The organism is Limnohabitans curvus (genome assembly GCF_003063475.1).
Lineage (GTDB): Bacteria > Pseudomonadota > Gammaproteobacteria > Burkholderiales > Burkholderiaceae_C > Limnohabitans > Limnohabitans curvus.
Genome location: NZ_NESP01000001.1, coordinates 1,813,860 through 1,833,292, shown reverse-complemented (window position 1 = coordinate 1,833,292; position 19,433 = coordinate 1,813,860). Strand labels below are relative to the sequence as shown.

19 protein-coding genes and 1 other RNA gene are annotated in these 19,433 nt (G+C 54.6%); 8 read left to right on the top strand and 12 right to left on the bottom strand.

The features are described 5' to 3' along the window. Positions 1-11: 11 nt before the first annotated feature. Positions 12-158: a hypothetical protein gene (locus tag B9Z44_RS15190; RefSeq protein WP_170108488.1), complete on the bottom strand. Its 147-nt coding sequence runs from the start codon at positions 156-158 to the stop codon at positions 12-14. A 302-nt stretch (positions 159-460) separates the two neighbouring features. Here B9Z44_RS15190 and B9Z44_RS09235 point away from each other — a divergent pair, with 302 nt between their 5' ends. From B9Z44_RS09235 to B9Z44_RS09215, 5 genes are all read left to right on the top strand, one after another. Continuing rightward, positions 461-1,306 (top strand): hypothetical protein, encoded by an 846-nt coding sequence (locus B9Z44_RS09235; RefSeq protein WP_108402266.1) that lies wholly within the window; start codon positions 461-463, stop codon positions 1,304-1,306. After that, positions 1,222-2,363 (top strand): IS3 family transposase gene (locus tag B9Z44_RS09230; protein ID WP_211308669.1). Its coding sequence is split into 2 segments (ribosomal slippage): positions 1,222-1,468 and positions 1,468-2,363, totalling 1,143 coding nucleotides; the frame shifts between segments, so codons are not numbered across the junction. Before B9Z44_RS09235 ends, B9Z44_RS09230 begins: the two co-directional genes overlap by 85 nt. 44 nt (positions 2,364-2,407) lie before the next feature. Beyond that, positions 2,408-3,256: a hypothetical protein gene (locus B9Z44_RS15355; RefSeq protein ID WP_245912798.1), complete on the top strand. Its 849-nt coding sequence runs from the start codon at positions 2,408-2,410 to the stop codon at positions 3,254-3,256. A gap of 131 nt (positions 3,257-3,387) precedes the next feature. After that, positions 3,388-3,972, top strand: a complete 585-nt coding sequence (locus B9Z44_RS09220) for a recombinase family protein (protein ID WP_108402247.1) — start codon at positions 3,388-3,390, stop codon at positions 3,970-3,972. A gap of 220 nt (positions 3,973-4,192) precedes the next feature. Further along, positions 4,193-4,630 carry a DUF6641 family protein gene (locus B9Z44_RS09215; RefSeq protein WP_108359786.1) on the top strand — a complete coding sequence of 146 codons (438 nt, stop codon included), beginning with the start codon at positions 4,193-4,195 and terminating at the stop codon, positions 4,628-4,630. A gap of 24 nt (positions 4,631-4,654) precedes the next feature. On the opposite strand, the gene B9Z44_RS09210 is transcribed toward B9Z44_RS09215, so the two are convergent. Next, positions 4,655-5,971: a site-specific integrase gene (locus B9Z44_RS09210; RefSeq protein ID WP_146180606.1), complete on the bottom strand. Its 1,317-nt coding sequence runs from the start codon at positions 5,969-5,971 to the stop codon at positions 4,655-4,657. A gap of 271 nt (positions 5,972-6,242) precedes the next feature. Here B9Z44_RS09210 and B9Z44_RS09205 point away from each other — a divergent pair, with 271 nt between their 5' ends. Then, positions 6,243-7,439 (top strand): porin, encoded by a 1,197-nt coding sequence (locus tag B9Z44_RS09205; protein ID WP_108402264.1) that lies wholly within the window; start codon positions 6,243-6,245, stop codon positions 7,437-7,439. Positions 7,440-7,845: 406 nt separating this feature from the next. Here B9Z44_RS09205 and B9Z44_RS09195 read toward each other — a convergent pair whose 3' ends face one another. Together B9Z44_RS09195 and rnpB are read right to left on the bottom strand one after the other, a co-directional pair. Beyond that, positions 7,846-8,604 (bottom strand): fused MFS/spermidine synthase, encoded by a 759-nt coding sequence (locus tag B9Z44_RS09195; RefSeq protein WP_108402262.1) that lies wholly within the window; start codon positions 8,602-8,604, stop codon positions 7,846-7,848. 67 nt (positions 8,605-8,671) lie between these two features. Then, positions 8,672-8,990: RNase P RNA component class A (gene rnpB / locus B9Z44_RS09190), an RNA gene on the bottom strand. A gap of 70 nt (positions 8,991-9,060) precedes the next feature. Here rnpB and B9Z44_RS09185 point away from each other — a divergent pair. Both B9Z44_RS09185 and cysK read left to right on the top strand, forming a co-directional pair. Further along, on the top strand, positions 9,061-10,908 hold the full coding sequence (locus B9Z44_RS09185; RefSeq protein WP_108402261.1) for an NAD(P)/FAD-dependent oxidoreductase: 1,848 nt from the start codon (positions 9,061-9,063) through the stop codon (positions 10,906-10,908). After that, entirely contained in the window at positions 10,905-11,822 is a 918-nt protein-coding gene (gene cysK, locus B9Z44_RS09180) for a cysteine synthase A (protein ID WP_108402260.1), read from the top strand. The genes B9Z44_RS09185 and cysK overlap by 4 nt, the downstream gene beginning before the upstream one ends. A 13-nt stretch (positions 11,823-11,835) precedes the next feature. Here the strand turns inward: cysK and B9Z44_RS09175 are convergent, their stop codons facing one another. The 8 genes from B9Z44_RS09175 to B9Z44_RS09140 all read right to left on the bottom strand — a co-directional run bounded on the left by B9Z44_RS09175 (position 11,836) and on the right by B9Z44_RS09140 (position 19,356). Beyond that, positions 11,836-12,990, bottom strand: a complete 1,155-nt coding sequence (locus tag B9Z44_RS09175; RefSeq protein ID WP_146180605.1) for a J domain-containing protein — start codon at positions 12,988-12,990, stop codon at positions 11,836-11,838. Between the two features lie 59 nt (positions 12,991-13,049). Next, positions 13,050-13,925, bottom strand: a complete 876-nt coding sequence (htpX, locus tag B9Z44_RS09170; protein ID WP_108359807.1) for a protease HtpX — start codon at positions 13,923-13,925, stop codon at positions 13,050-13,052. A gap of 99 nt (positions 13,926-14,024) precedes the next feature. Continuing rightward, positions 14,025-14,978, bottom strand: coding sequence for a DUF3025 domain-containing protein (locus tag B9Z44_RS09165; RefSeq protein ID WP_245912797.1), 954 nt, complete (start codon positions 14,976-14,978; stop codon positions 14,025-14,027). Next, complete coding sequence (gene pyrC, locus B9Z44_RS09160; RefSeq protein WP_108402871.1) at positions 14,963-15,994, bottom strand: dihydroorotase; 1,032 nt, start codon at positions 15,992-15,994, stop codon at positions 14,963-14,965. Before pyrC ends, B9Z44_RS09165 begins: the two co-directional genes overlap by 16 nt. A gap of 276 nt (positions 15,995-16,270) precedes the next feature. Further along, positions 16,271-17,008: an amino acid ABC transporter ATP-binding protein gene (locus B9Z44_RS09155; protein ID WP_108402258.1), complete on the bottom strand. Its 738-nt coding sequence runs from the start codon at positions 17,006-17,008 to the stop codon at positions 16,271-16,273. Positions 17,009-17,033: 25 nt separating this feature from the next. Further along, positions 17,034-17,702 carry an amino acid ABC transporter permease gene (locus B9Z44_RS09150; protein WP_199220219.1) on the bottom strand — a complete coding sequence of 223 codons (669 nt, stop codon included), beginning with the start codon at positions 17,700-17,702 and terminating at the stop codon, positions 17,034-17,036. 2 nt (positions 17,703-17,704) lie between these two features. Continuing rightward, positions 17,705-18,439, bottom strand: coding sequence for an amino acid ABC transporter permease (locus tag B9Z44_RS09145; protein WP_108402257.1), 735 nt, complete (start codon positions 18,437-18,439; stop codon positions 17,705-17,707). A gap of 17 nt (positions 18,440-18,456) precedes the next feature. Beyond that, positions 18,457-19,356 (bottom strand): amino acid ABC transporter substrate-binding protein, encoded by a 900-nt coding sequence (locus B9Z44_RS09140; protein WP_108359802.1) that lies wholly within the window; start codon positions 19,354-19,356, stop codon positions 18,457-18,459. Positions 19,357-19,433: the final 77 nt, after the last annotated feature.

Here is a 19,433-nt window from a genome sequence, read left to right as displayed (position 1 = left end):
GCGATTTTGGGCTAGCGTATTTGCAGTACGAAACCAACAATGTTTGCAGCGCCGTATTGGGCTTGTAGCAACAACTTGGCATCAAATGCGTTGGCGGCTTGGACACGTGTTTTGACCAGCTGACCACCAACACGCACACTGGCTTCAAAGTAATACATCCCAAAATCTCCTTGTGTTTTGTCCCCAGCACGATACGCAGACCTGCAAAAAAATGCGACCACCACGGCACTAAGAAAACAATGATTTGGGGGAAAGTTTGGGGTGGAAGAAGGCCTTGAGTAGACAAAAAAAGTAGGACTAGTTCACTTGCAAGCAAGCAATTCCAAGGGACAACATGGGGTTGGTTACTTGGATGAAGTTCTTCACTATAAGCTTGTGTATTTTTTCAAAAAGTGCGCCAAATTACACAACTGGCCCTGCTTGTATGGCTAAATAAACAAGCGACAAGGACTGAGCACATATGACAAAACTAACGATTGACCCCCAAGTATTGGCAAAACTGCGCCAAGCACACCCAACACCAGCTGCTAGTGCAGCACGTCTGCTGGACAAATATGTGGGAGTTTTGCAGGGACTGATTGACGATGCCATGCAACAAAAGCGCAGCACGTTTATGCGTAAGCGCGGTATCTACAGCGTGAACGTCAGCACCCTGCACCGATGCGGCCAATTTGGACCAAAACGAACACGACTGCACAAGTGGTTGGACGATAACGACCTCGCGCTAATAAAAATTGTTGAACTGGGTAACAACCTCAACAATGCAAACTCTTGGGTGCAGTTGACCAACTTGGTCACACTGACGGATGAATTAACAGCGGCGGGAAGCTTGCGACAGCTGACGGACGCTGAGATTGACCAGTATTTGGCGGGTGGCGAGGAGCATGAGGAGCAGCTGCTTGCACGGTTGTACCCAGAGCTAGATGAAGAATTTACGCAGGAACAACTACTGCACAAGTTCGACATTGCACCCATTGACCAGCCATCCTTGCAAAACTACATCACATGGTTGCTGACCGAGGCTACGTTGCTTAACGATGGCAAGCGTGAGTTGTATGCACGCCAAGCCAAAACAATTCTGGCCGTCACTAAGCAACTGGGTGGCAAGTACCTGCAACGCAAAAAACGTAGCCAGTTTGGCCGCACTTACTATGACGGATTGTGGCATTCCCCCAAATCAGTAGACAAATATGATGTCAAAACTGAAATGGAGAATTGCAAATGCAACGAGCGAAATATGCCCCTGAGTTCAAAGACGAGGCAGTCAAACAAGTCATCGATAAAGGCCACTCGGTTGTCGATGTAGCCAAGCGACTAGGCATTGCTGAAGGTGTTCTGTACACGTGGGTCAGTAAGTTCAAAAAGGCTGATGAACCATCTACCAACGATCTAAAGGTGCTGCAAGCCGAGATGGCCAAGCTCAAGGCTGAGCTAAGACGCACTACCGAGGAGCGCGATATCCTAAAAAAGGCCGCCGCGTACTTTGCAAAGCAGTCCGGGTGAAGTACGCATTTATTCAAGCCCACCGATCCGAATTCAAACTCACCAGCATGTGCCGCGTTCTCAAAGTTCACCGCAGCGGCTACTACGCTTGGCTGCATGAGCCGCTCTCAGCAAGGGCAAGAGCCAATGAGGTGTTGACGGCAAAGATCAAAGAGTTCTACGACCAGAGCATGGGCATCTACGGCAGTCCGCGCATCTTCTGTGACCTGCGTGAAGCTGGCGTGGCTTGTAGCGAAAACCGTGTGGCGCGGCTGATGCGTGTGGCTCAAATCAAATCAGTTCGAGGCTACAAACGCCCTAGGTACAAAGTGGGCAAGCCTTCATTGGTTGCGCCCAACCAGTTGCAGCGCCAGTTCCAACACGACGAACCCGACCAAGCTTGGGTGACGGACATCACGTATATCCGCACACATGAAGGGTGGCTGTATTTGGCGGCTGTACTAGATTTGCATTCGCGTGCGGTGGTGGGATGGAGTATGGGCCCACGCATGCAGACGAGCTTGGTGCTGGATGCATTGACGATGGCGGTGTGGCGCAGAAGGCCAAAGGACTCAGTGATCATCCATTCTGACCAGGGTAGCCAATTTGGCAGCGATGAGTTCAACCGCTGGTGCAAAGACAACCGACTGAGCCCGAGCATGAGCCGTCGAGGCAACTGCTGGGATAACGCGGTTGCTGAATCGTTCTTCAGTAATTTGAAGAGCGAACAAATCAAGAAGCGGATTTACCAAACTCGGGCTGAAGCTAAGTCGGACATCTTCGATTACATCGAGGGTTTCTACAATCGAGTTCGACGCCATAAGCACCTCGATCAACTCAGCCCCTATGAGTTCGAGCGGCAGCGTCAAACTGCGCTATGAAAAGTGTCTAGAGGTTTGGGGGAATGCCATTGAGCGTACAAAACGTGAACAAAGACTTGCGCAGGGCAATGCTTGGCGACTGCTGGGAATACGATGTACGCAGCAGCGTGGTGGCTTGGAAGATGAGTTTTGCAAGCGAGTATTTGAAAAACACGGGATTGCAGCAGGAGGTCAAAAAGGCGTTCTGCACCACGCTGTGGTACTTGCAGGACAAAGTTGAGTTCATGCAGCAAGTGCAGGACCAAACGTTTGATGACGGTACCAACGTTCACATTGACCTTCAGCGCAGCTTGATTAAAGAAGCAATGACGGCGCTTTGTTTTGGCGCCAAGTTAACCAAGCATGGATGGCGCACAAGCGATGATGGTTGGCAAAACCCCGCGCTTGCTGACATTATTAAAAACGAAGATGAGCGTACGCGATTTATGGCCTGCACAGATGTGCGGGACTTTGTACGGGAACAAAACACATTGGACACGTACATTAACAAGTGCGTGGAAGTGCAAGAGCCGACCTTGCTAAAACTGGAAATCCTTCGCGCAAACAAGCGTCACAGCAAGGCCAAAGTCATTGCGTACTTGTACCAAAACGCTGAAGCGCAAGCGATGGCCAAAGCGTACGAGTTTTTGAATAGCAAAAACATGGGGGTGCTGGCCAAAATACACGATGCGTTCATAGTGCGCAAGAAATTGTCCCAAACAGTAAAGCATGAGTTGGAAGAGCTGGTGCAGTTCGAAACGCACAATGAGTATTGGCATTTGGGGGAGAAGCAGTTGACACGTTGGGGTGATTTGCAAACGCAGGATGAGAAGCAGCGAATTGCACAGCACAAGGCATTTATTGCCAATGAGGTCAATTACATGCGTAGCAAACCCAAACCCCAAAAACAGTAATGTTGAGTTTGAGTACACCCATACGCTACAGCGCAAACCTGTACATATAGGGTTGGTTAATGAATTGATCGACACGACGTTAAGACATGTCCAGACTTGGGGTGACACATAAAACACCTGAAAGGACATGTATGCAAACCCAACAACCCATCCGCATTGGTTATGTTCGCGTGAGTAGCGCGGACCAAAACGTAGAGCGTCAGCTAGCCGACCAACAACTGACAGTCACGTTTACAGACCGAGCAAGTGGCAAGAATGCAGACAGGCCACAGCTACAGGCAATGCTTGCAGGTAATTGGCCCCCAAATAGTGTGGTCGTCGTACACAGTATGGACAGGCTTGCTAGAAGCCTTACCGACCTGTTGCAAATTGTTGAAGAACTAACTGCACGTGGTGTTCATGTTCACTTCGTCAAGGAGGCCAAGACATTTCGGGGTGGCGACAGTACTGACCCCATGGACATGTTGATGTTGAGCATGTTGGGGGCGGTTGCCCAGTATGAACGGTCGCTAATACGAGAGCGCCAAGCAGAAGGCATCATTAAAGCCAAGGAGCGCGGTGTGTACCAAGGGCGCAAGCGTAAGCTGAATGACCCCGAACAAATACAGCAAATCGTTGCAGAGGCTACTGCGTTGGGTGCAAACAAAAGTCACGTTGCACAGCGACACGGACTAAGCCGCCAAACGCTGTACAAGTACGTGAAAAGCTTAAGTTAAGGTTTTTGCAGCTGAATAGAAATCTCACAAATGTGAGATATTTTGGTAGCAAGTGTTACTGCGGTAACGGTCAGTGTCGATTAAATCGACGCTCAAAAAACTAGTTTGCAAACTAGTTATTGCAACAGCAATGACCGGCAACTTGATCGGTGTAATGATCGACTTGACGCGAGGGTGGCAACAGACTGGCGGTGCTTAAACAACCAAAGGACCAAGCACCATGGCCACATTGAACGCACTCAAACTCACAACCGCACGTAAACCCCGCGCATTGCCAGACGCAGTCAAGCGCCGCAACAAATTAATTTTGAAGTTGACTGAACAGCGCGAGCTGGCATTGGCACAAATCGAAGGCCGCACGTATGCGCCCAAACGTTTGCGAAGTGTGCAAGATTCTGACGGTAATCGTGTTGTACGTGAACAAGCGGTACGCATCAAACCTTGGTGGTGGACGGGTGAGAAGAATGAGACTTTATTGGCTGTGTTTTACGGCAGCAAAACGCTGGAGCTGGCAAAAGGCAAAACTGCCGTGGAGGTTGCCAACAGCAAAGAGCTGGTCAATGTGTTGGATGTGCTGATTGGCGCGGCACAAAACGGCGAGCTGGACGCACAGATGGATGCAGCAAGTACCAAGCTGCGTGATGGGTTTAAGAAGTAACTACGTACAGCACCCACCAGCAAACTAAGTAGTGTGGGTGCGTCTGCTTTGCAGCATGGCAATGTTTTGCTCACCCGTCACGGTGCTGGCGTAGTGGTTGTTGATGACTTCCACACTTGTACGTGCATTTCGCGCCAGCGTTACCAAGTCAATGCCCTGTCCATACAGCAAGCGAAACGTGATGGCACTATGACGGAGACTGTAAAGGCTGCGGGGATGGCCATGGGGATTAAGTTTTAACCCTGTGTGCTGCAACACCCAGTTAAACATAAAACTCAATACCGTGAGCGCATAGTTGCGGTTTGTAATGTCGGGCAGGAAGATGTAGTCGTTTGGCTTGGCACGGTTGTGCTGCGCTTGGTGCTGGACGATTTGTTGGTAAATGCGTACAGCTGGATACAAGGTAACAATAGGCGCTGTGTGCAGCTTGGTCTCCGGCAAGGTCAAGCGCAAATATGTGTTGGTGCTGCCGCGCACCAGTTCAATGTGGCGGTGACGGATTTTGGTCAAGTCACCAGGCCGAATAAAGCTGTTGACCATGAAGCCAATGGCCCAAGCAATGTCTGGTGACATGGTGTGGTCGTTGTAACACTGCTTGATACGTTTGCGTAAGTCTTGCTTGCTGTTGGGATGTTTTTGTCCCCGCAATGCACGTGCTGCACGAAGCAATTGCCAATACTCGGTGGGGGTGAAGGCACCACGCGATGCTGCTTTGATTTTAATTTTGGGAAATTCGGGTAGCTGTTCAAGCTGACCAATACGCACGGCATGGGCCAGCACTTTACGGACAACGATCAGGTAATGGCTGACGGTGGTGGTGCTGTACTTGACGCTGAGTGTTCGGCTGAACTCTTGCAACGCTGCATAGTCAATGTTGTTGGCTAACATCATCCCAAAGCGTGGTAGCACCTGTGCGTCCAAACGGTTACGGAACATTCGTAAACTGCCTGCGCCAAATTCCCCACGTTCGACCCGCGCTTGTTCGTCTGCATAAACCTGTGCAGCCAATGCTCCAAACGTCAGCTGGTGCTTGGTTGCTGATGCTGCTGTCTGTACCGCAGCTTGGGGAGCAAGTTGTTTGACCAGCAGGTCTTCGTAAAACCAACGTGCAAAACGTTGCGCTATTGGCAGCGATGTTGTCTTTGTGCTGCGCTTATGTGTGCGCCCTGCAACCCAACAGCGCACCTGCCAATATTTGCTAGCAGTAATCTTGTACACCGCCAACTTGCTGGGGTAGCCATGCACGGCTGTTATGGTTGCAGGTATGGGTACGGTACGCTCGCGTGGGATTAATCGGTCGTTTGCAGCGTGGGTGGTGTAGTGCGTGAAGTAATGGAGCATGACCCCAGCCTACAGTTGTACATCGTGTCGCGCGACCTAAAAGTTTTGACCGCCCACGATTTGCTGACGCTTTGAAACCGTGCATTAGCCGCTAGTCCGCCGTGGTCGCCATGATAAAAAATGTTGCGATGACGCTTGCAAATACGCTGGTGAGTTGTACACCACAGACCGTACAACTTGTAACGCAACGGTGTCGGCAGCATCAAAGCAAAATCGAAGCACCCTCTCAGCACCTTCAAGTACCTTTAATCAAAATTAAACCCTCGTTGCTTTGGCCGCTTTGGCCGCGACTTCTGCTTTCGCACAAAACGTTGTGTCTTTGTATGGCACATTGGATATGGGCGTTGGCAATATCTCTTACAAACTGAACGACATCGTGCAAACCACACGTTCAGGTGCGCAATCCAGCGCTAACGACACAAGCCGTTGGGGTATGACAGGCACCGAAGACCTCGGTGGCGGGATGGCAGCTGAGTTCAAAATCGAGCAAGGCATTGGCACAAACCCACGTTCTGGCATCGCCAAAGACCTCACTTTGACAAACGGAACATCTAACGGCAACGCTTACACATTGGACAACACTGTGTTGGGTGATCGTGAACTGTGGGCTGCTGTTAAAAGTGGCGCTGCTCGCGTTCAAGTGGGTTACGGCGTGACTGGTATGCGTAACTTGGCAGTGCAAACTGACGCTGCTCAATCTAACCAATTCGGTAACCAAATCGCTCATGATGTTGGCGCATACCGTCGTGCCGGTGTTCGCGTTGACTACAACTTGGCTGGTGGTTGGTTGGTGTCTGGTGGCGTTTCGGGTAACCGTTCTAATCAAGGTACTGTTGCTACTGGCAGTGGTGCAACAGCTCCAGCACTTGGTGGTGAATTGCGTAACGGTAAAGGTTGGACATTGGGTGCACAGTACACACAAGGCCCGATCAACGCTGGTTACTTCCATGACGAAGTTACATCTCAGTCTCCAGCCGTCTTGGCTGCCAACTACGCGCAATCTCCAGCTCCATATTTGACTATTGCTGCCGCAGCCGCTAACACTACTAAGAAGACTGACTTGTTAGCTGCTTCTTATGACATGGGCGTCGCTAAGCTTTACGGTCAGTACTACAGCCAAAAAGCTGTGCAGAACGATGATGCAACTGATACAGGCGCTGGCGCTGGCAAGATCCAAGGTACAAGCTTTGGCGTCCGCGTCCCAGTTGGCAAAGCCACGTTCTTTGCACAAAGCTTGAACATGAAAGACAAGCAGTACGTTGCAGCAGCTACAGGTGAAGACCGTAAATACACAGGTTCTAGCTTTGGTGTGCGTTACGACGTCAGCAAGCGTACCTACGCTTACGTGAACACTGGTTCTTTGAAGAAAGATGCTAGCGCTGGCAGCAACAGTGCTGGTACATCATTGGCCAACAACAACGGAACGAAATACCAGCAAACAGCTTTGGGTATCGTCCACTCCTTCTAATTCTCAAGCTGGCTTAGCCAGTTAAGGATTTAAAAGTCTAAAACCCCATCGTGGCAACACGGTGGGGTTTTTCATTGCGAACTCTCAAATGACATCTGCGTCATACAAAACGGGAATGACACAGACGTCACGCACCTGTCGTGGTGGTCTGGCTATCGTGGCGCATGCACGTGATCAACCAGAGAAATTGCCAGCCTTGCACTGCATGCTCACATTGCACCCGCCAAGGTTGCAGCATTTACGATGCGCGCCCCCAAGACCCTTGCCAAAGTTTCCATTGCGCTTGGCGTCAAGAGGGCACGCTGCTGCCACACAACATGCGCCCTGATTTATCAGGTGCCATCGTGGCGGTAACCACAGGCACCGATCTTTCGCGGGAGCATCGCGTTCTTGAAATGGTGGCGCTCTAAGTCAGCGCAGGCGCTTGCGTCGCTAAAAACACCCGAGCCACGCTGGGCGAGATTTGCGCCCATGCCTCATCGCTCATGTGCGCAGGCTTGTGTTTGCTGTAAGTGATTTTTGTGTCTTTAGAAAAATCGTGCATGGCAAACACCACGCAGTTGGTGGTGCCGGGTGCGTTGACCACCCACAGTGCGCCATCAAAGGCAGACTCCATGCGGTCCACATACACATCGCGGTACGCGCTGAATCGGTGCAAGTTGGCCACCGCCACCCCGCCAGAATTCAACACGCGTCGGCAATCTGAATAAAACTGCGGCGAACACAGCTGCTCGGGCATGCCTTGTGGGTCAAAGCCATCGACCATCACCACATCAAACGTTTGCTCGGTGTGCGCCATGAAGTCGGCGGCGTCCATCTGCAGCACTTGAAAGTGCGCATCGTCATCGGGAATGCAAAAGCTTTGGCGCAGCGCGATGACATGCGGGTTGATCTCCACCACCGTGATGTGTGTGTGCGGCAAATTCTTGTAGCAAAACTTGGCGAGTGAACCACCGCCCAAGCCCACCATCAAGATGCTTTTAGGCTGCGGGTGAAACAGCAGCACGCCCATCATCAAACGCGTGTATTCAAACTGCAGCTCATCGGGCCGAGCCACGCTCATGCGGCTTTGAATGTCGATGTCTGAAAACACCATCGACTTACTCAGAGCCGTTTCATGCACGATGGGTTTTTCAAAATCGTCGTCGGGCGTTGGGTGTGGCATCTCGTTCTTTCAAAATGAGACGCACGTCAGCCCAAGCGAACGAGAGAAATCTCGGGGGGAAATAAAAGTGTGAAGCTCGCCGATACGCCGGATTCTGTGCACCGTGGTTGCCCACGGCGTGACCGTCATTAATCTGGGCCGAGGGTTGCCCACTCGGCTCGGTGCTACCTACCCGCCAACTCAGCGGACCGCCTCAACGTTGGCCTACTTGGTATTGCTGCGCGTAGAGATTGCCCGTTTCACCCGAACTAAATCGGCTCGTCTCTGTTGCTCTAATCCTCACCTCACGGTGGAGAGGTGTTACCTCTTACGCTGTCCTACGCAGTCCGGACGTTCCTCCAGTGCCTGGTTTCCCAGATTGCACCAGCGACGGCCTAGCGAGCTTCACGACTTGATTATCGACGGATAATCAAGGCCCTCGACATAACTTGCCCGATCACCACGGGCCACACGCTTGTGATTCGACTCTCAGAACTCAAACTCCCGCTGTCTGCCCTCCCTGTTGAAGAACGCCGCGCCGCCGATGCGCCCGCCGAAACCGAGGCAGACCGCCAGCTTCCACCTCACCCGATTGATGCACTTCGCACGCTAGCTGCTGAAGCATTGGGGCTTTCAACAGACGCCATCGCCACGCTGGATGTTTTCAAACGCAGCTTTGATGCGCGCAAGCAAAACTTGCTGGTGGTCTACATCGTGGACATCACCTTGGCTGACGCATCGCAAGAAACTGCGCTGCTGGCCAAGTACGAAAAGAACTCGCACATCCAACCCACACCTGACATGTCGTGGCACGCGCCTGCCCATGCACCGGGCGACTGGGGAACAAATACAGGCGAACGACCCGTGGTGGTGGGCTTTGGACCCTGCGGCATTTTTGCGGCGCTGGTGTTGGCGCAAATGGGTTTCAAACCCATCGTGATTGAGCGCGGCACCACCGTGCGTCAACGCACCAAAGACACCTGGGGCTTGTGGCGCAAAAAGATTTTGAATGTGGAAAGCAACGTGCAGTTCGGCGAAGGCGGCGCAGGCACGTTCTCGGACGGCAAGCTGTACAGCCAAATCAAAGATCCGCGCCACTTGGGCCGCAAGGTGATGAACGAGTTTGTGCGCTTTGGTGCGCCCGAAGAAATTTTGTTCACCGCGCACCCGCACATCGGCACCTTCAAGCTGGTGAAAGTGGTGGAAGGCTTGCGCGAAGAAATCATTCGCTTAGGCGGTGAGGTGCGCTTTGAACAACGTGTGGTGGACATCGACTACGAAGACACCGCAAGCCATGCGTCCAACGCACACAACACGCCTGCACCCCGAGCCATCCGAGCCCTGCACATTCACAACCACGCCACGGGCGAGACCTACACCCTGCCCACCCACCACGTGGTGATGGCGCTGGGCCACAGCTCGCGTGACACCTTCACCATGCTGCACCGCCATGCGGTGGCGATGGAGTCCAAACCGTTCTCGGTGGGCGTGCGCATTGAGCATCCACAAGGCGTGATTGACCGCGCACGTTGGGGCCAACACGCGGGTCACCCGCTGCTGGGCGCAGCCGACTACAAGTTGGTGCACCACGCCGAAAACGGCCGCGCCGTGTACAGCTTTTGCATGTGCCCCGGCGGCACGGTGGTAGCCGCCACCAGCGAAGCCGGCCGCGTGGTGACCAACGGCATGAGCCAATACTCACGCGCCGAGCGCAACGCCAACGCAGGCATCGTGGTGGGCATTGACCCCAGCGACTACCCCACCGACCCCGCCGCGTTTGAAGCCGAGTTGGGCCAAGAGCTAGGCAACGCCGTGCGCCACACCACACACGATGCACCCGGCGGCTACCATCCGCTGGCAGGATTGGTATTGCAACGCCAACTCGAAGCTCACGCTTACACACTGGGCGGCAGCACCTACGAAGCGCCAGCACAACTGGTGGGCGACTTTGTGGCAGACCGTGCCTCCACTGCGCTGGGCAGCGTCGAGCCGTCCTACAAACCCGGCGTGAAGATGGTCAGCCTCAACAGCGCATTGCCCGGCTACGCCATCACCGCCATGCGCGAAGCGCTGCCCGTGTTTGGTCAAAAAATCAAAGGCTTTGACATGCACGATGCAGTGATGACGGGTGTGGAAACACGCACCTCATCGCCCCTGCGCATCGCCCGCGAAGACGACACCTTGCAAAGCCCCACGCTCTTTGGCTTGTACCCCGCAGGCGAAGGTGCGGGTTATGCGGGCGGCATTTTGTCAGCGGGCGTGGATGGCATTAAAGTAGGCGAAGCCGTCGCACGACAACTCATTTCTTCTAGGAGCAACCCATGAAAGCCAGCAGCGTTTTAGACACCATCGGCAACACGCCCCACATCCGCATCAACCGCTTGTTTGGCAACACGCATCAGGTGTGGATCAAGTCCGAGCGCACCAACCCCGGTGGCTCCATCAAAGACCGCATCGCGTTGGCCATGGTCGAAGCCGCTGAAAAATCGGGCGCGCTCAAAGCTGGTGGCACGATCATCGAACCGACATCAGGCAACACAGGCGTGGGCTTGGCGATGGTGGCTGCTGTGAAAGGCTACAAACTCATCTTGGTCATGCCCGACAGCATGAGCATCGAACGCCGCCGCTTGATGCTGGCCTACGGCGCCTCGTTTGATTTGACGCCACGCGAAAAAGGCATGAAAGGTGCCATCGCCCGCGCCGAAGAACTGGCCGCACAAACACCCGGCGCGTGGATTCCACAACAGTTTGAAAACCCCGCCAACATCGAGGTGCACACACGCACCACCGCGCAAGAAATCATCGCGGATTTTCCCGATGGCGTGGACGTGCTCATCACCGGCGTGGGCACGGGCGGCCACTTAACAGGCGCAGCCAAAGTGCTCAAAGCCAAGTGGCCTAACTTGAAGGTGTACGCGGTCGAGCCCACCGCATCGCCCGTCATCTCAGGTGGTGCACCTGCACCCCACCCCATCCAAGGCATTGGCGCAGGCTTCATTCCTAAAAACTTGGACACCGCGTTACTAGACGGCGTGATTCAAGTTGAAGCCGAGGCTGCTCGTGAAATGGGCCGTCGCAGCGCTGCTGAAGAAGGTTTGTTGGTCGGTATTTCTTCGGGCGCGACGCTGGCCGCGATTGCGCAGAAGCTGCCTGAAATTCCAGCGGGTGCAACCGTGCTTGGCTTCAACTACGACACAGGCGAACGTTACTTGTCGGTGGAAGGTTATCTGCCTGTTTAATTTCTGTACCTTGTTATCGGTAGAGCAACCTATCCAAATCCGTCAGCTCGGCCCGCGCGTCTTTGGCCAGCTGCGCTTGCTCTTTGAGCCAGCGTTTCAGCTCTGCTTCGTTTTGAATGCGGCGCAAGTCACGCTCTAGCGTGTCCACCTCGTGCTCTTTGTCGCGCAGCTGAATGGCCAGTGCGCGCGCCAAGCTCTCGGCGCTGATGTGGTCGAGTTCGCTCACGCCCAGGTAGTGGCGAATTTCAAACTGGGCTTGTGCTTCGTCTTCTTCCAACGCTTCCACTTGTTCTTTGAGCAGCAGGCACATGGCGTTGAGTTTGTCGTCGGCGATGCGGCTCAAAGCCGCGCTGTCGATCTGTGCAATCTGCAATTGCAGCTTGAGCAACTCCGACAAATTCTTGCGGTCATACGCGGCGTTGACTTCGCTCATCAGCGCGGTCTTGCGCACGCGCTCGGCCTCATCGGGTTCGCGGTCGGGGTGCAAGGCACTGGCGAGCTGGCGATACACCGTGCGCAGCGCGGTGTTGGCATCCATCTTTTGTTGTGCGTCTTTGAGCTGACGGGCTGCTGGTTTTTTCTTGGCCTTCTTGGCTTGGCGTTTGTCTTCGAGGCGCTGTTGCTGTTCGCGGTATTGACGCAGGCCGGCTTCAAACACCGCCTCTGCCGTGTGTAAGTCGTCCGCGCCATGCAAAGGCTTGCCGAATAAATCTTCAAACACGGCTTTGGCATGCTCGGCACCTGCACGCGCCTCTTCGGCCAAGGCTTGTGCGTCTTCTTCGCTGTGGTGCTGGTTGAACACGGCTTGCACTTGGCCGTCGTTCTTGTGCTCTAGCGCCTCACAAAGACCAAGGATGATTTGCGTGGCGCTGCGTCTGTGTGAGGCAGTGAGCTCTGCCTGATGCAAACGGCCATCTAAAAACAACAACAGGTTTTTGCGTGCAGTGTCTTCTTGGTTTTTCAACGAGCTCATCGCAGTCAGGTGACTGCTGCGGTGTTGTGTAGACAAAGCTTCTAACGTGGCAATCGAATCCGACAACGCCGACACACGCGCCAACAAGGTGTTGAAACGTTTTTGCGCAGGCGTGAGTTCAGCAGCAGGCTGAATGGCAACGGTCGCCACTGCTTGCACAGGGGCGACCGTCCAAGGAGAGGATGGATGGCTCACAGAAAAAACTTCATCTCAAAAATACCCCTTGCGTGCGATGTTGCTCATGCGAAGAACGCTTAGCCTTGTGCGTTTTGCAACGCGGCAATGCGATCTTCCAGCGGTGGGTGCGAGGCAAACAACTTGCCCAAGCCACCGGTGATGCCCATGGCAGCCACGCTAGGCGGCAAGTTGCCGGCTTGCATGCTGTTCAAACGGGCCAAGGCGTTGATCATGGGTTGCTTGTTGCCCAAGAGCTGGGCCGAACCTTCGTCTGCACGGAACTCGCGATGGCGGCTGAACCACGCCACGATCATGCTTGCCACAAAGCCCAGCACGATGTCCAGCACAAAGCTGGTGATGTAGTAGCCCATGCCGGGGCCGGTAGATTCGTCGTCTTTGCTGCGCAACATGTTGTCGACAAAGTAGCCAATGACGCGGCTCAAGAACACCACGAAGGTGTTGAGCACGCCTTGGATGAGCGTGAGCGTGACCATGTCGCCGTTCGCGACGTGAGCAATTTCGTGGCCCAACACGGCTTCAATTTCTTCTTTGGTCATGCCCTGCAGCAAACCGGTGGACACCGCCACCAAGGCTGAGTTTTTAAAGGCGCCGGTGGCAAACGCGTTGGGCTCGCCTTCGTAGATAGCGACTTCGGGCATGGCAATGCCCGCGCGTTCAGACAAGCGTTGCACCACGCTGACCAACCAAGCTTCGTCTTGGTTGCTAGGTTGGTTGATGACGTGTGCGCCCGTGCTCCACTTGGCCATGGGCTTGCTCATCAAGAGCGAAATGATGGCGCCGCCAAAACCCATGATGAGCGAGAAGCCCAGCAAGGCCGACAGGTTCAAACCGTTGGCGGTGAGGTAGCGATTGACGCCGAGCAAACTGGCGACGACCCCCAGCACCACCATGACGGCGAGGTTGGTGAGGACGAACAGAAGAATGCGTTTCATGGTTTCCTTTTCAGCGGGCAGTACAAAGGTCCGCTGCTGTGAATGGTAGGGGCGAATTGTTGCAATTCAATGGATCGGCTTTTAAAAACCACACGGAAACTAGGCAAAGTCATGCGTGGTTTTGGCAACGATCTCGCGCTTGGGACGAAAGACATTCACGTCTTCGTAATAGGCGCGTTCAGCATTCGCTGGCCACCAACCCGGCACGCCCAGAATGGGCAGCGGCTCGTAGGGTTTGGTGGCGAGTTTGGCGGGTTGCAAGTCTTGCACCAACCAGGCATCCAGCGCGGCTTCATCGTGCGGATTGATGTCACTGTCCACGCGATACACATGCGCCGTGATGGACTTGTAGGGCGTGACCAGTTTCTCAAGCAAGGCGTGGCCAAACAACACCAGGTGCACCTGCTGCCATTGGTCACGCAAGTCCACGAACAGCCGTAGCCAATCACGCGCTTGCAACGCGGCCCACACGTCGTCGGGCGCGTGCATGAGCACCACGTTTTCATCGAACAGCGTGAGCGCATCGCGCACTGGGCCCCGCGTGGCACGAATGCCTTGGGTGTCGATCTCTGCCGCTTGCAACTGGTTCAAACGACGTTTGGCCAGCGGGAAGCGGTGCCAACACAAGCCGTTGAAAAAATCATGCAGACCATCTCTGGTGGGCACTTGGGCAGTTTTGAAGATGAAGTCTTCGTAGGCTTGGCCTTCGGGCAAAGCTGACTGGGGGACGAACTTCACTTCTTGAAGTTGTTCGTTTTTCGTCGTTGCTGTTCGCTCTTGCTTCTGGGCTTTGGCATCGCCAAGCGCGAGGCCAGCACGGGTCGTGTTCACGCTCGCTGCGCTCGCAATATCACCCGAGCCCGCGCTGGCCTCGCGCTTGGCTGCGTATGTGATTGCGTTAAGAGCTTTGGCGACGCTTTGCTGTTGCAGGGCTTGGCGTGCAGTGGGCTCACCGAGTTCACGCCAAGGCGAGAACCACGGTTGAGACCAATCTATATCGGCTAAAACAGCACCTGCAAAGCCTTCAATTTTTGGATTTAAACCACGCGCCAAGGCAAGGCCTCGCCAGAGCGCAGAGGCTTCAAATCAGCTTCGCCAAACGCAAAGCTCTCGGGGGGTGTCCAGCTCTCTTTGCGCAGCGTGAGCGTGCCGGTGTTGCGTGGCAGGCCGTAGAAGTCTGCGCCGTGGAAGCTGGCAAAGCCTTCGAGTTTGTCGAGCGCACCTGCGTTGTCAAACGCTTCGGCATACATGGGCATGGCCGCGTGGGCGGTGTAGCAACCTGCGCAGCCTGTGGCGTGTTCTTTGAGCTGTGCAGGGTGTGGCGCGCTGTCGGTACCCAAGAAAAATTTGGGCGAGCCGCTGGTAGCCGCTTTCACCAAAGCTTGGCGATGTGTCTCGCGCTTCAACACGGGTAAGCAGTAGTAATGCGGGCGAATGCCGCCGGTGAAGATGGCGTTGCGGTTGTAGAGCAAGTGGTGCGCGGTGATGGTGGCACCCGTGTACTTGTCGCTGTCGGCCACGTAGTGCGCGGCTTCGGCGGTGGTGATGTGCTCGAACACAATTTTGAGTTCGGGGAAGTCTTTGCGCAGCGGAATGAGCTGGGTGTCGATGAACACAGCTTCGCGATCAAACAAGTCGATGTCGGGGCTGGTCACTTCGCCGTGCACCAACAACAACATGCCCGCCTTTTGCATGGCTTCGAGTGTTTTGTAGGTCTTGCGCATGTCGGTCACACCGGCATCGCTGTTGGTGGTGGCACCTGCTGGGTAGAGCTTGGCAGCGACCACGCCTGCGTCTTTGGCGCGGGCGATTTCGTCGGCGGGCAAGTTGTCGGTGAGGTAGAGCGTCATCAAAGGCTCGAAGCTCACACCTTGAGGCACAGCTGCCAAGATGCGTTGTTTGTACGCAAGCGCTTGCGCCGCCGTGGTGACGGGGGGCTTGAGGTTGGGCATGATGATGGCACGGCCAAATTCGGCGGCGGTGTGGGGCACCACGGTGTTGAGTGCAGCGCCATCGCGCACGTGCAGGTGCCAGTCGTCGGGTTTTGTGATGGTGATTTCTTGCGTCATGTCTGTAATTGTCTTCTGTTTTTTGCTGGGCTCGCTGCGGGCGGAGGCCGTGGGCAGGTTCCTCATGCTGGAGTACCAGAAATCGTCACCTGCCCACGGCCTCCACCCACAGACTGCGGCTTACAAAAGTTTGGTTGGACTATTGGTGTGCTAACGCATCTTCGCTAAAGAGGCCCTTGCGGCTCTACGCAAACGGCTAGCGCTAGCCAACGCAAACACAATCGCCTGAAATGTTTAAACCAACACCAGTTGGGCGGCTTGGGTGCGAAGAAAAAATCAGTGCGCCAAGATCTTGTTCAAGAACTCTTTGGTGCGTGGCTGACGGTTTTCTGGGTGGTTGAAGAACTCATCTTTCGAGCAGTCTTCCAAAATCTTGCCGCCCACATCCATGAAGATCACGCGGCTGCCCACTTTGCGCGCAAAGCCCATTTCGTGGGTCACGCACATCATGGTCATGCCCTCATTCGCCAAGTCCACCATCACGTCCAACACCTCGCCCACCATTTCGGGGTCGAGGGCTGAGGTGGGTTCGTCAAACAGCATCACGATGGGGTCCATGCTCAAGGCACGGGCAATGGCCACGCGTTGTTGTTGGCCGCCTGAGAGCTGACCTGGGAACTTGTCTTTGTGTGCCATCAGGCCCACGCGCTCTAGGTATTTCAAGCCGTGGGCGTGGGCTTCTTCTTCGCTGCGGCCCAAGACCTTTTGCTGGGCGATCGTGAGGTTCTCGGTCACCGACAAATGGGGGAACAGCTCGAAGTGCTGAAACACCATGCCCACACGGCTGCGCAGTTTGGGCAGGTTGGTGTCTTTGCCGTGGACAGCGATGCCGTCTACAAAAATCTCGCCTTGTTGGAAAGGCTCCAAGGCGTTGATGGTTTTGATGAGGGTGGATTTGCCCGAGCCCGACGGGCCGCAAACCACCACCACCTCACCTTTTTTAATACTGGTGGAACAGTTGTTCAGCACCTGCACGGGGCCGTACCACTTGGAAACATTTTTTAATTCAATCACGATGAACTCCAGCGCAGCTTAACGCTTAGCGAATGATGGCAATGCGCGCTTGCAAGCGACGCACGAGGGCCGAGAGGCCAAAACAAATCACGAAATACACCAAGGCCGCCAAGATGTACACCTCTTCCACGCGGCCATAAATCTTGCCTGCGGTGACAAAGCCCTTGAGCAAGTCATAGGCGCCGATGGCGTAGACCAAGGAGGTGTCTTGAAACAAGATGATGGTTTGCGTGAGCAACACAGGAATCATGTTGCGAAAGGCTTGCGGCAACACAATCAGGCGCATGTTCTGGCTGTAGCTCATGCCCAAGGCTTGGCCTGCCATCACCTGACCACGCGGAATGGACTGAATGCCCGCACGCATGATTTCGCTGAAGTACGCGGCCTCAAAAGCCACAAAGGTGATCGTGGCCGACAGCTCAGCCCCGATGGAGCGGCCAATCAAAAACGGAATCAGCAAGAAGAACCACAGAATCACCATCACCAAGGGGATGGAGCGCATGCCGTTCACATAGATGACCGCTGGCAGTTCTAGCACTTTGTTGCCCGACAAGCGCATGAGCGCGAGGATGGTGCCAAACACAATGCCGCCCACGGTGGCGATGATGGTCAGCTCAATGCTGAACAGCATCCCCTTCAACACAAACTTGTTGAAGATGTCCCATTCGACAAAAGAAAAATCGAGTGCGCTCATGCTCAGTGCCCCCCGCCGACATTGCCCGCGACCACGAGGCCAGGGATTTGCATGCGGCGCTCTACGAAGGCCATCACACGGTTCACAGCAAAGGCTGACACGGTGTACAGCGCCGTCACGGCCAAGTACACCTCAATGCCACGCGAGGTTTCTTCTTGCACTTGCATGGCGTACATGGTGAGTTCGGCAATCGACACCGCAAAGGCCACCGATGAGTTCTTCAACAAATTCATCGACTCACTGGTGAGTGGCGGCCAAATGGTGCGAAACGCAATCGGCAGCAGCACATAGCGGTACGTTTGCCACGTTGTAAAGCCCATGGCCATGGCCGCATAGCGCTGGCCGCGTGGCATGGCTTGGATACCAGCGCGCAGCATCTCGGCCACGCGTGAGGACGTGAAGAAGCCTAGGCCCAACACCACCAACACAAACCCCGGCACTTGTTGCATGGCCGGAAAGATCTTGGGCAATACAAAGTACCAGAGAAAAATTTGGACCAACACGGGGATGTTGCGAAACAGCTCCACCCACGCGTTGGCGAATCTTGCTAACCAAACATTCAAACGCGTGTCTTGTGGCAAGGTGCGCAGAACACCCATCAGGCACCCCGACACCATGGCCACCACCCAAGCACTGCCCGCTACAGAAAGCGTCCAGCCCCAGGCGTCAAACATCCACTCGAGGTAGGTTCGTCCCCCGCCATCGTCCTGAAGAAAAACCTGCCAATCGAGTGTCATGTCTTGCGTTTTCTAAATTACTTCTTAGCGTAGGCTTCGACAGGCTTGTCGTTCAAGTTTTTCCAAGCGTCCTTGTTGGCATCGCTGGCAGGCATGCCAAGCTTGATGTTCTTTGGAGGAATCGCTTGTGTGAACCACTTGTCGTACAGCTTGGCGAGTTCGCCAGACTTGGCCAAACCAGCGATGGTGTCGTCAGCCAATTTCTTGAAAGCTGGGTCGTCCTTGCGGAACATGATGGCGATGGGCTCAACGTTCAACACTTCGCCCACGATTTTGAAATCGGCTGGGGCTTTGGAGTTGGCGATGTTGCCAGCCAAAATTTGGCCGTCCATCACGAACGCATCAGCGCGGCCAGACTCGAGCAGCAAGAAGCTGTCTGCGTGGTCTTTGCCGAACACTTCTTTGAAGTCAACGCCGGTGGCGCGTTCGTTCTTGCGCAACAGCTGCACAGATGTGGTGCCGGTGGTGGTGGCCACGTTCTTGCCGTTCAACTGAGCAATCGATGTGATGCCAGAGTTGGCACGCACGGCAATGCGCACTTCTTCCACGTAGGTGGTGAATGCGAACGCCACTTGCTTTTGGCGCGCTTCGTTGTTGGTGGTGGAGCCGCACTCGATGTCCACGGTGCCGTTCTCAACCAAAGGAATACGGTTTTGTGAAGTCACGGGCGTGTACTTCACTTCGAGTTTTTTGCCAGCTGCCTTTTCAACGTTGGCGATGATGCGTTGGCAAATCTCCACGTGGTAGCCCACATACTTACCGTCACCCAAGGTGTAAGACAACGCGCCCGAAGAGTCGCGCACACCCATGGTGATGCTGCCTGCGGCTTTGACTTTGGCGAGGGTGTCATTGGCTTGCGCAAATGCGGTGCCAGCCAAGAGGGCTGAGACAGCCAAGGTAACGAACTGCTTTTTCATGTGAAGCTCCAATTGAAGTAATGAATTTGAACTTTACATTCTAGAGACAGTTACCCTCGGGAAAGCCCTAGGCAAAA

Bases quoted from the DNA above. Each gene is read 5' to 3' on its own strand.
- B9Z44_RS09215 (WP_108359786.1), top strand. From the start codon at position 4,193: ATGGCCACATTGAACGCACTCAAACTCACAACCGCACGTAAACCCCGC.
- B9Z44_RS09145 (WP_108402257.1), bottom strand. From the start codon at position 18,439: ATGACACTCGATTGGCAGGTTTTTCTTCAGGACGATGGCGGGGGACGA.
- B9Z44_RS09220 (WP_108402247.1), top strand. From the start codon at position 3,388: ATGCAAACCCAACAACCCATCCGCATTGGTTATGTTCGCGTGAGTAGC.
- cysK (WP_108402260.1), top strand. From the start codon at position 10,905: ATGAAAGCCAGCAGCGTTTTAGACACCATCGGCAACACGCCCCACATC.
- B9Z44_RS09195 (WP_108402262.1), bottom strand. From the start codon at position 8,604: ATGCCACACCCAACGCCCGACGACGATTTTGAAAAACCCATCGTGCAT.
- B9Z44_RS15190 (WP_170108488.1), bottom strand. From the start codon at position 158: ATGTATTACTTTGAAGCCAGTGTGCGTGTTGGTGGTCAGCTGGTCAAA.
- B9Z44_RS09150 (WP_199220219.1), bottom strand. From the start codon at position 17,702: ATGAGCGCACTCGATTTTTCTTTTGTCGAATGGGACATCTTCAACAAG.
- pyrC (WP_108402871.1), bottom strand. From the start codon at position 15,994: ATGACGCAAGAAATCACCATCACAAAACCCGACGACTGGCACCTGCAC.
- B9Z44_RS09140 (WP_108359802.1), bottom strand. From the start codon at position 19,356: ATGAAAAAGCAGTTCGTTACCTTGGCTGTCTCAGCCCTCTTGGCTGGC.
- B9Z44_RS09235 (WP_108402266.1), top strand. From the start codon at position 461: ATGACAAAACTAACGATTGACCCCCAAGTATTGGCAAAACTGCGCCAA.
- B9Z44_RS09210 (WP_146180606.1), bottom strand. From the start codon at position 5,971: ATGCTCCATTACTTCACGCACTACACCACCCACGCTGCAAACGACCGA.
- htpX (WP_108359807.1), bottom strand. From the start codon at position 13,925: ATGAAACGCATTCTTCTGTTCGTCCTCACCAACCTCGCCGTCATGGTG.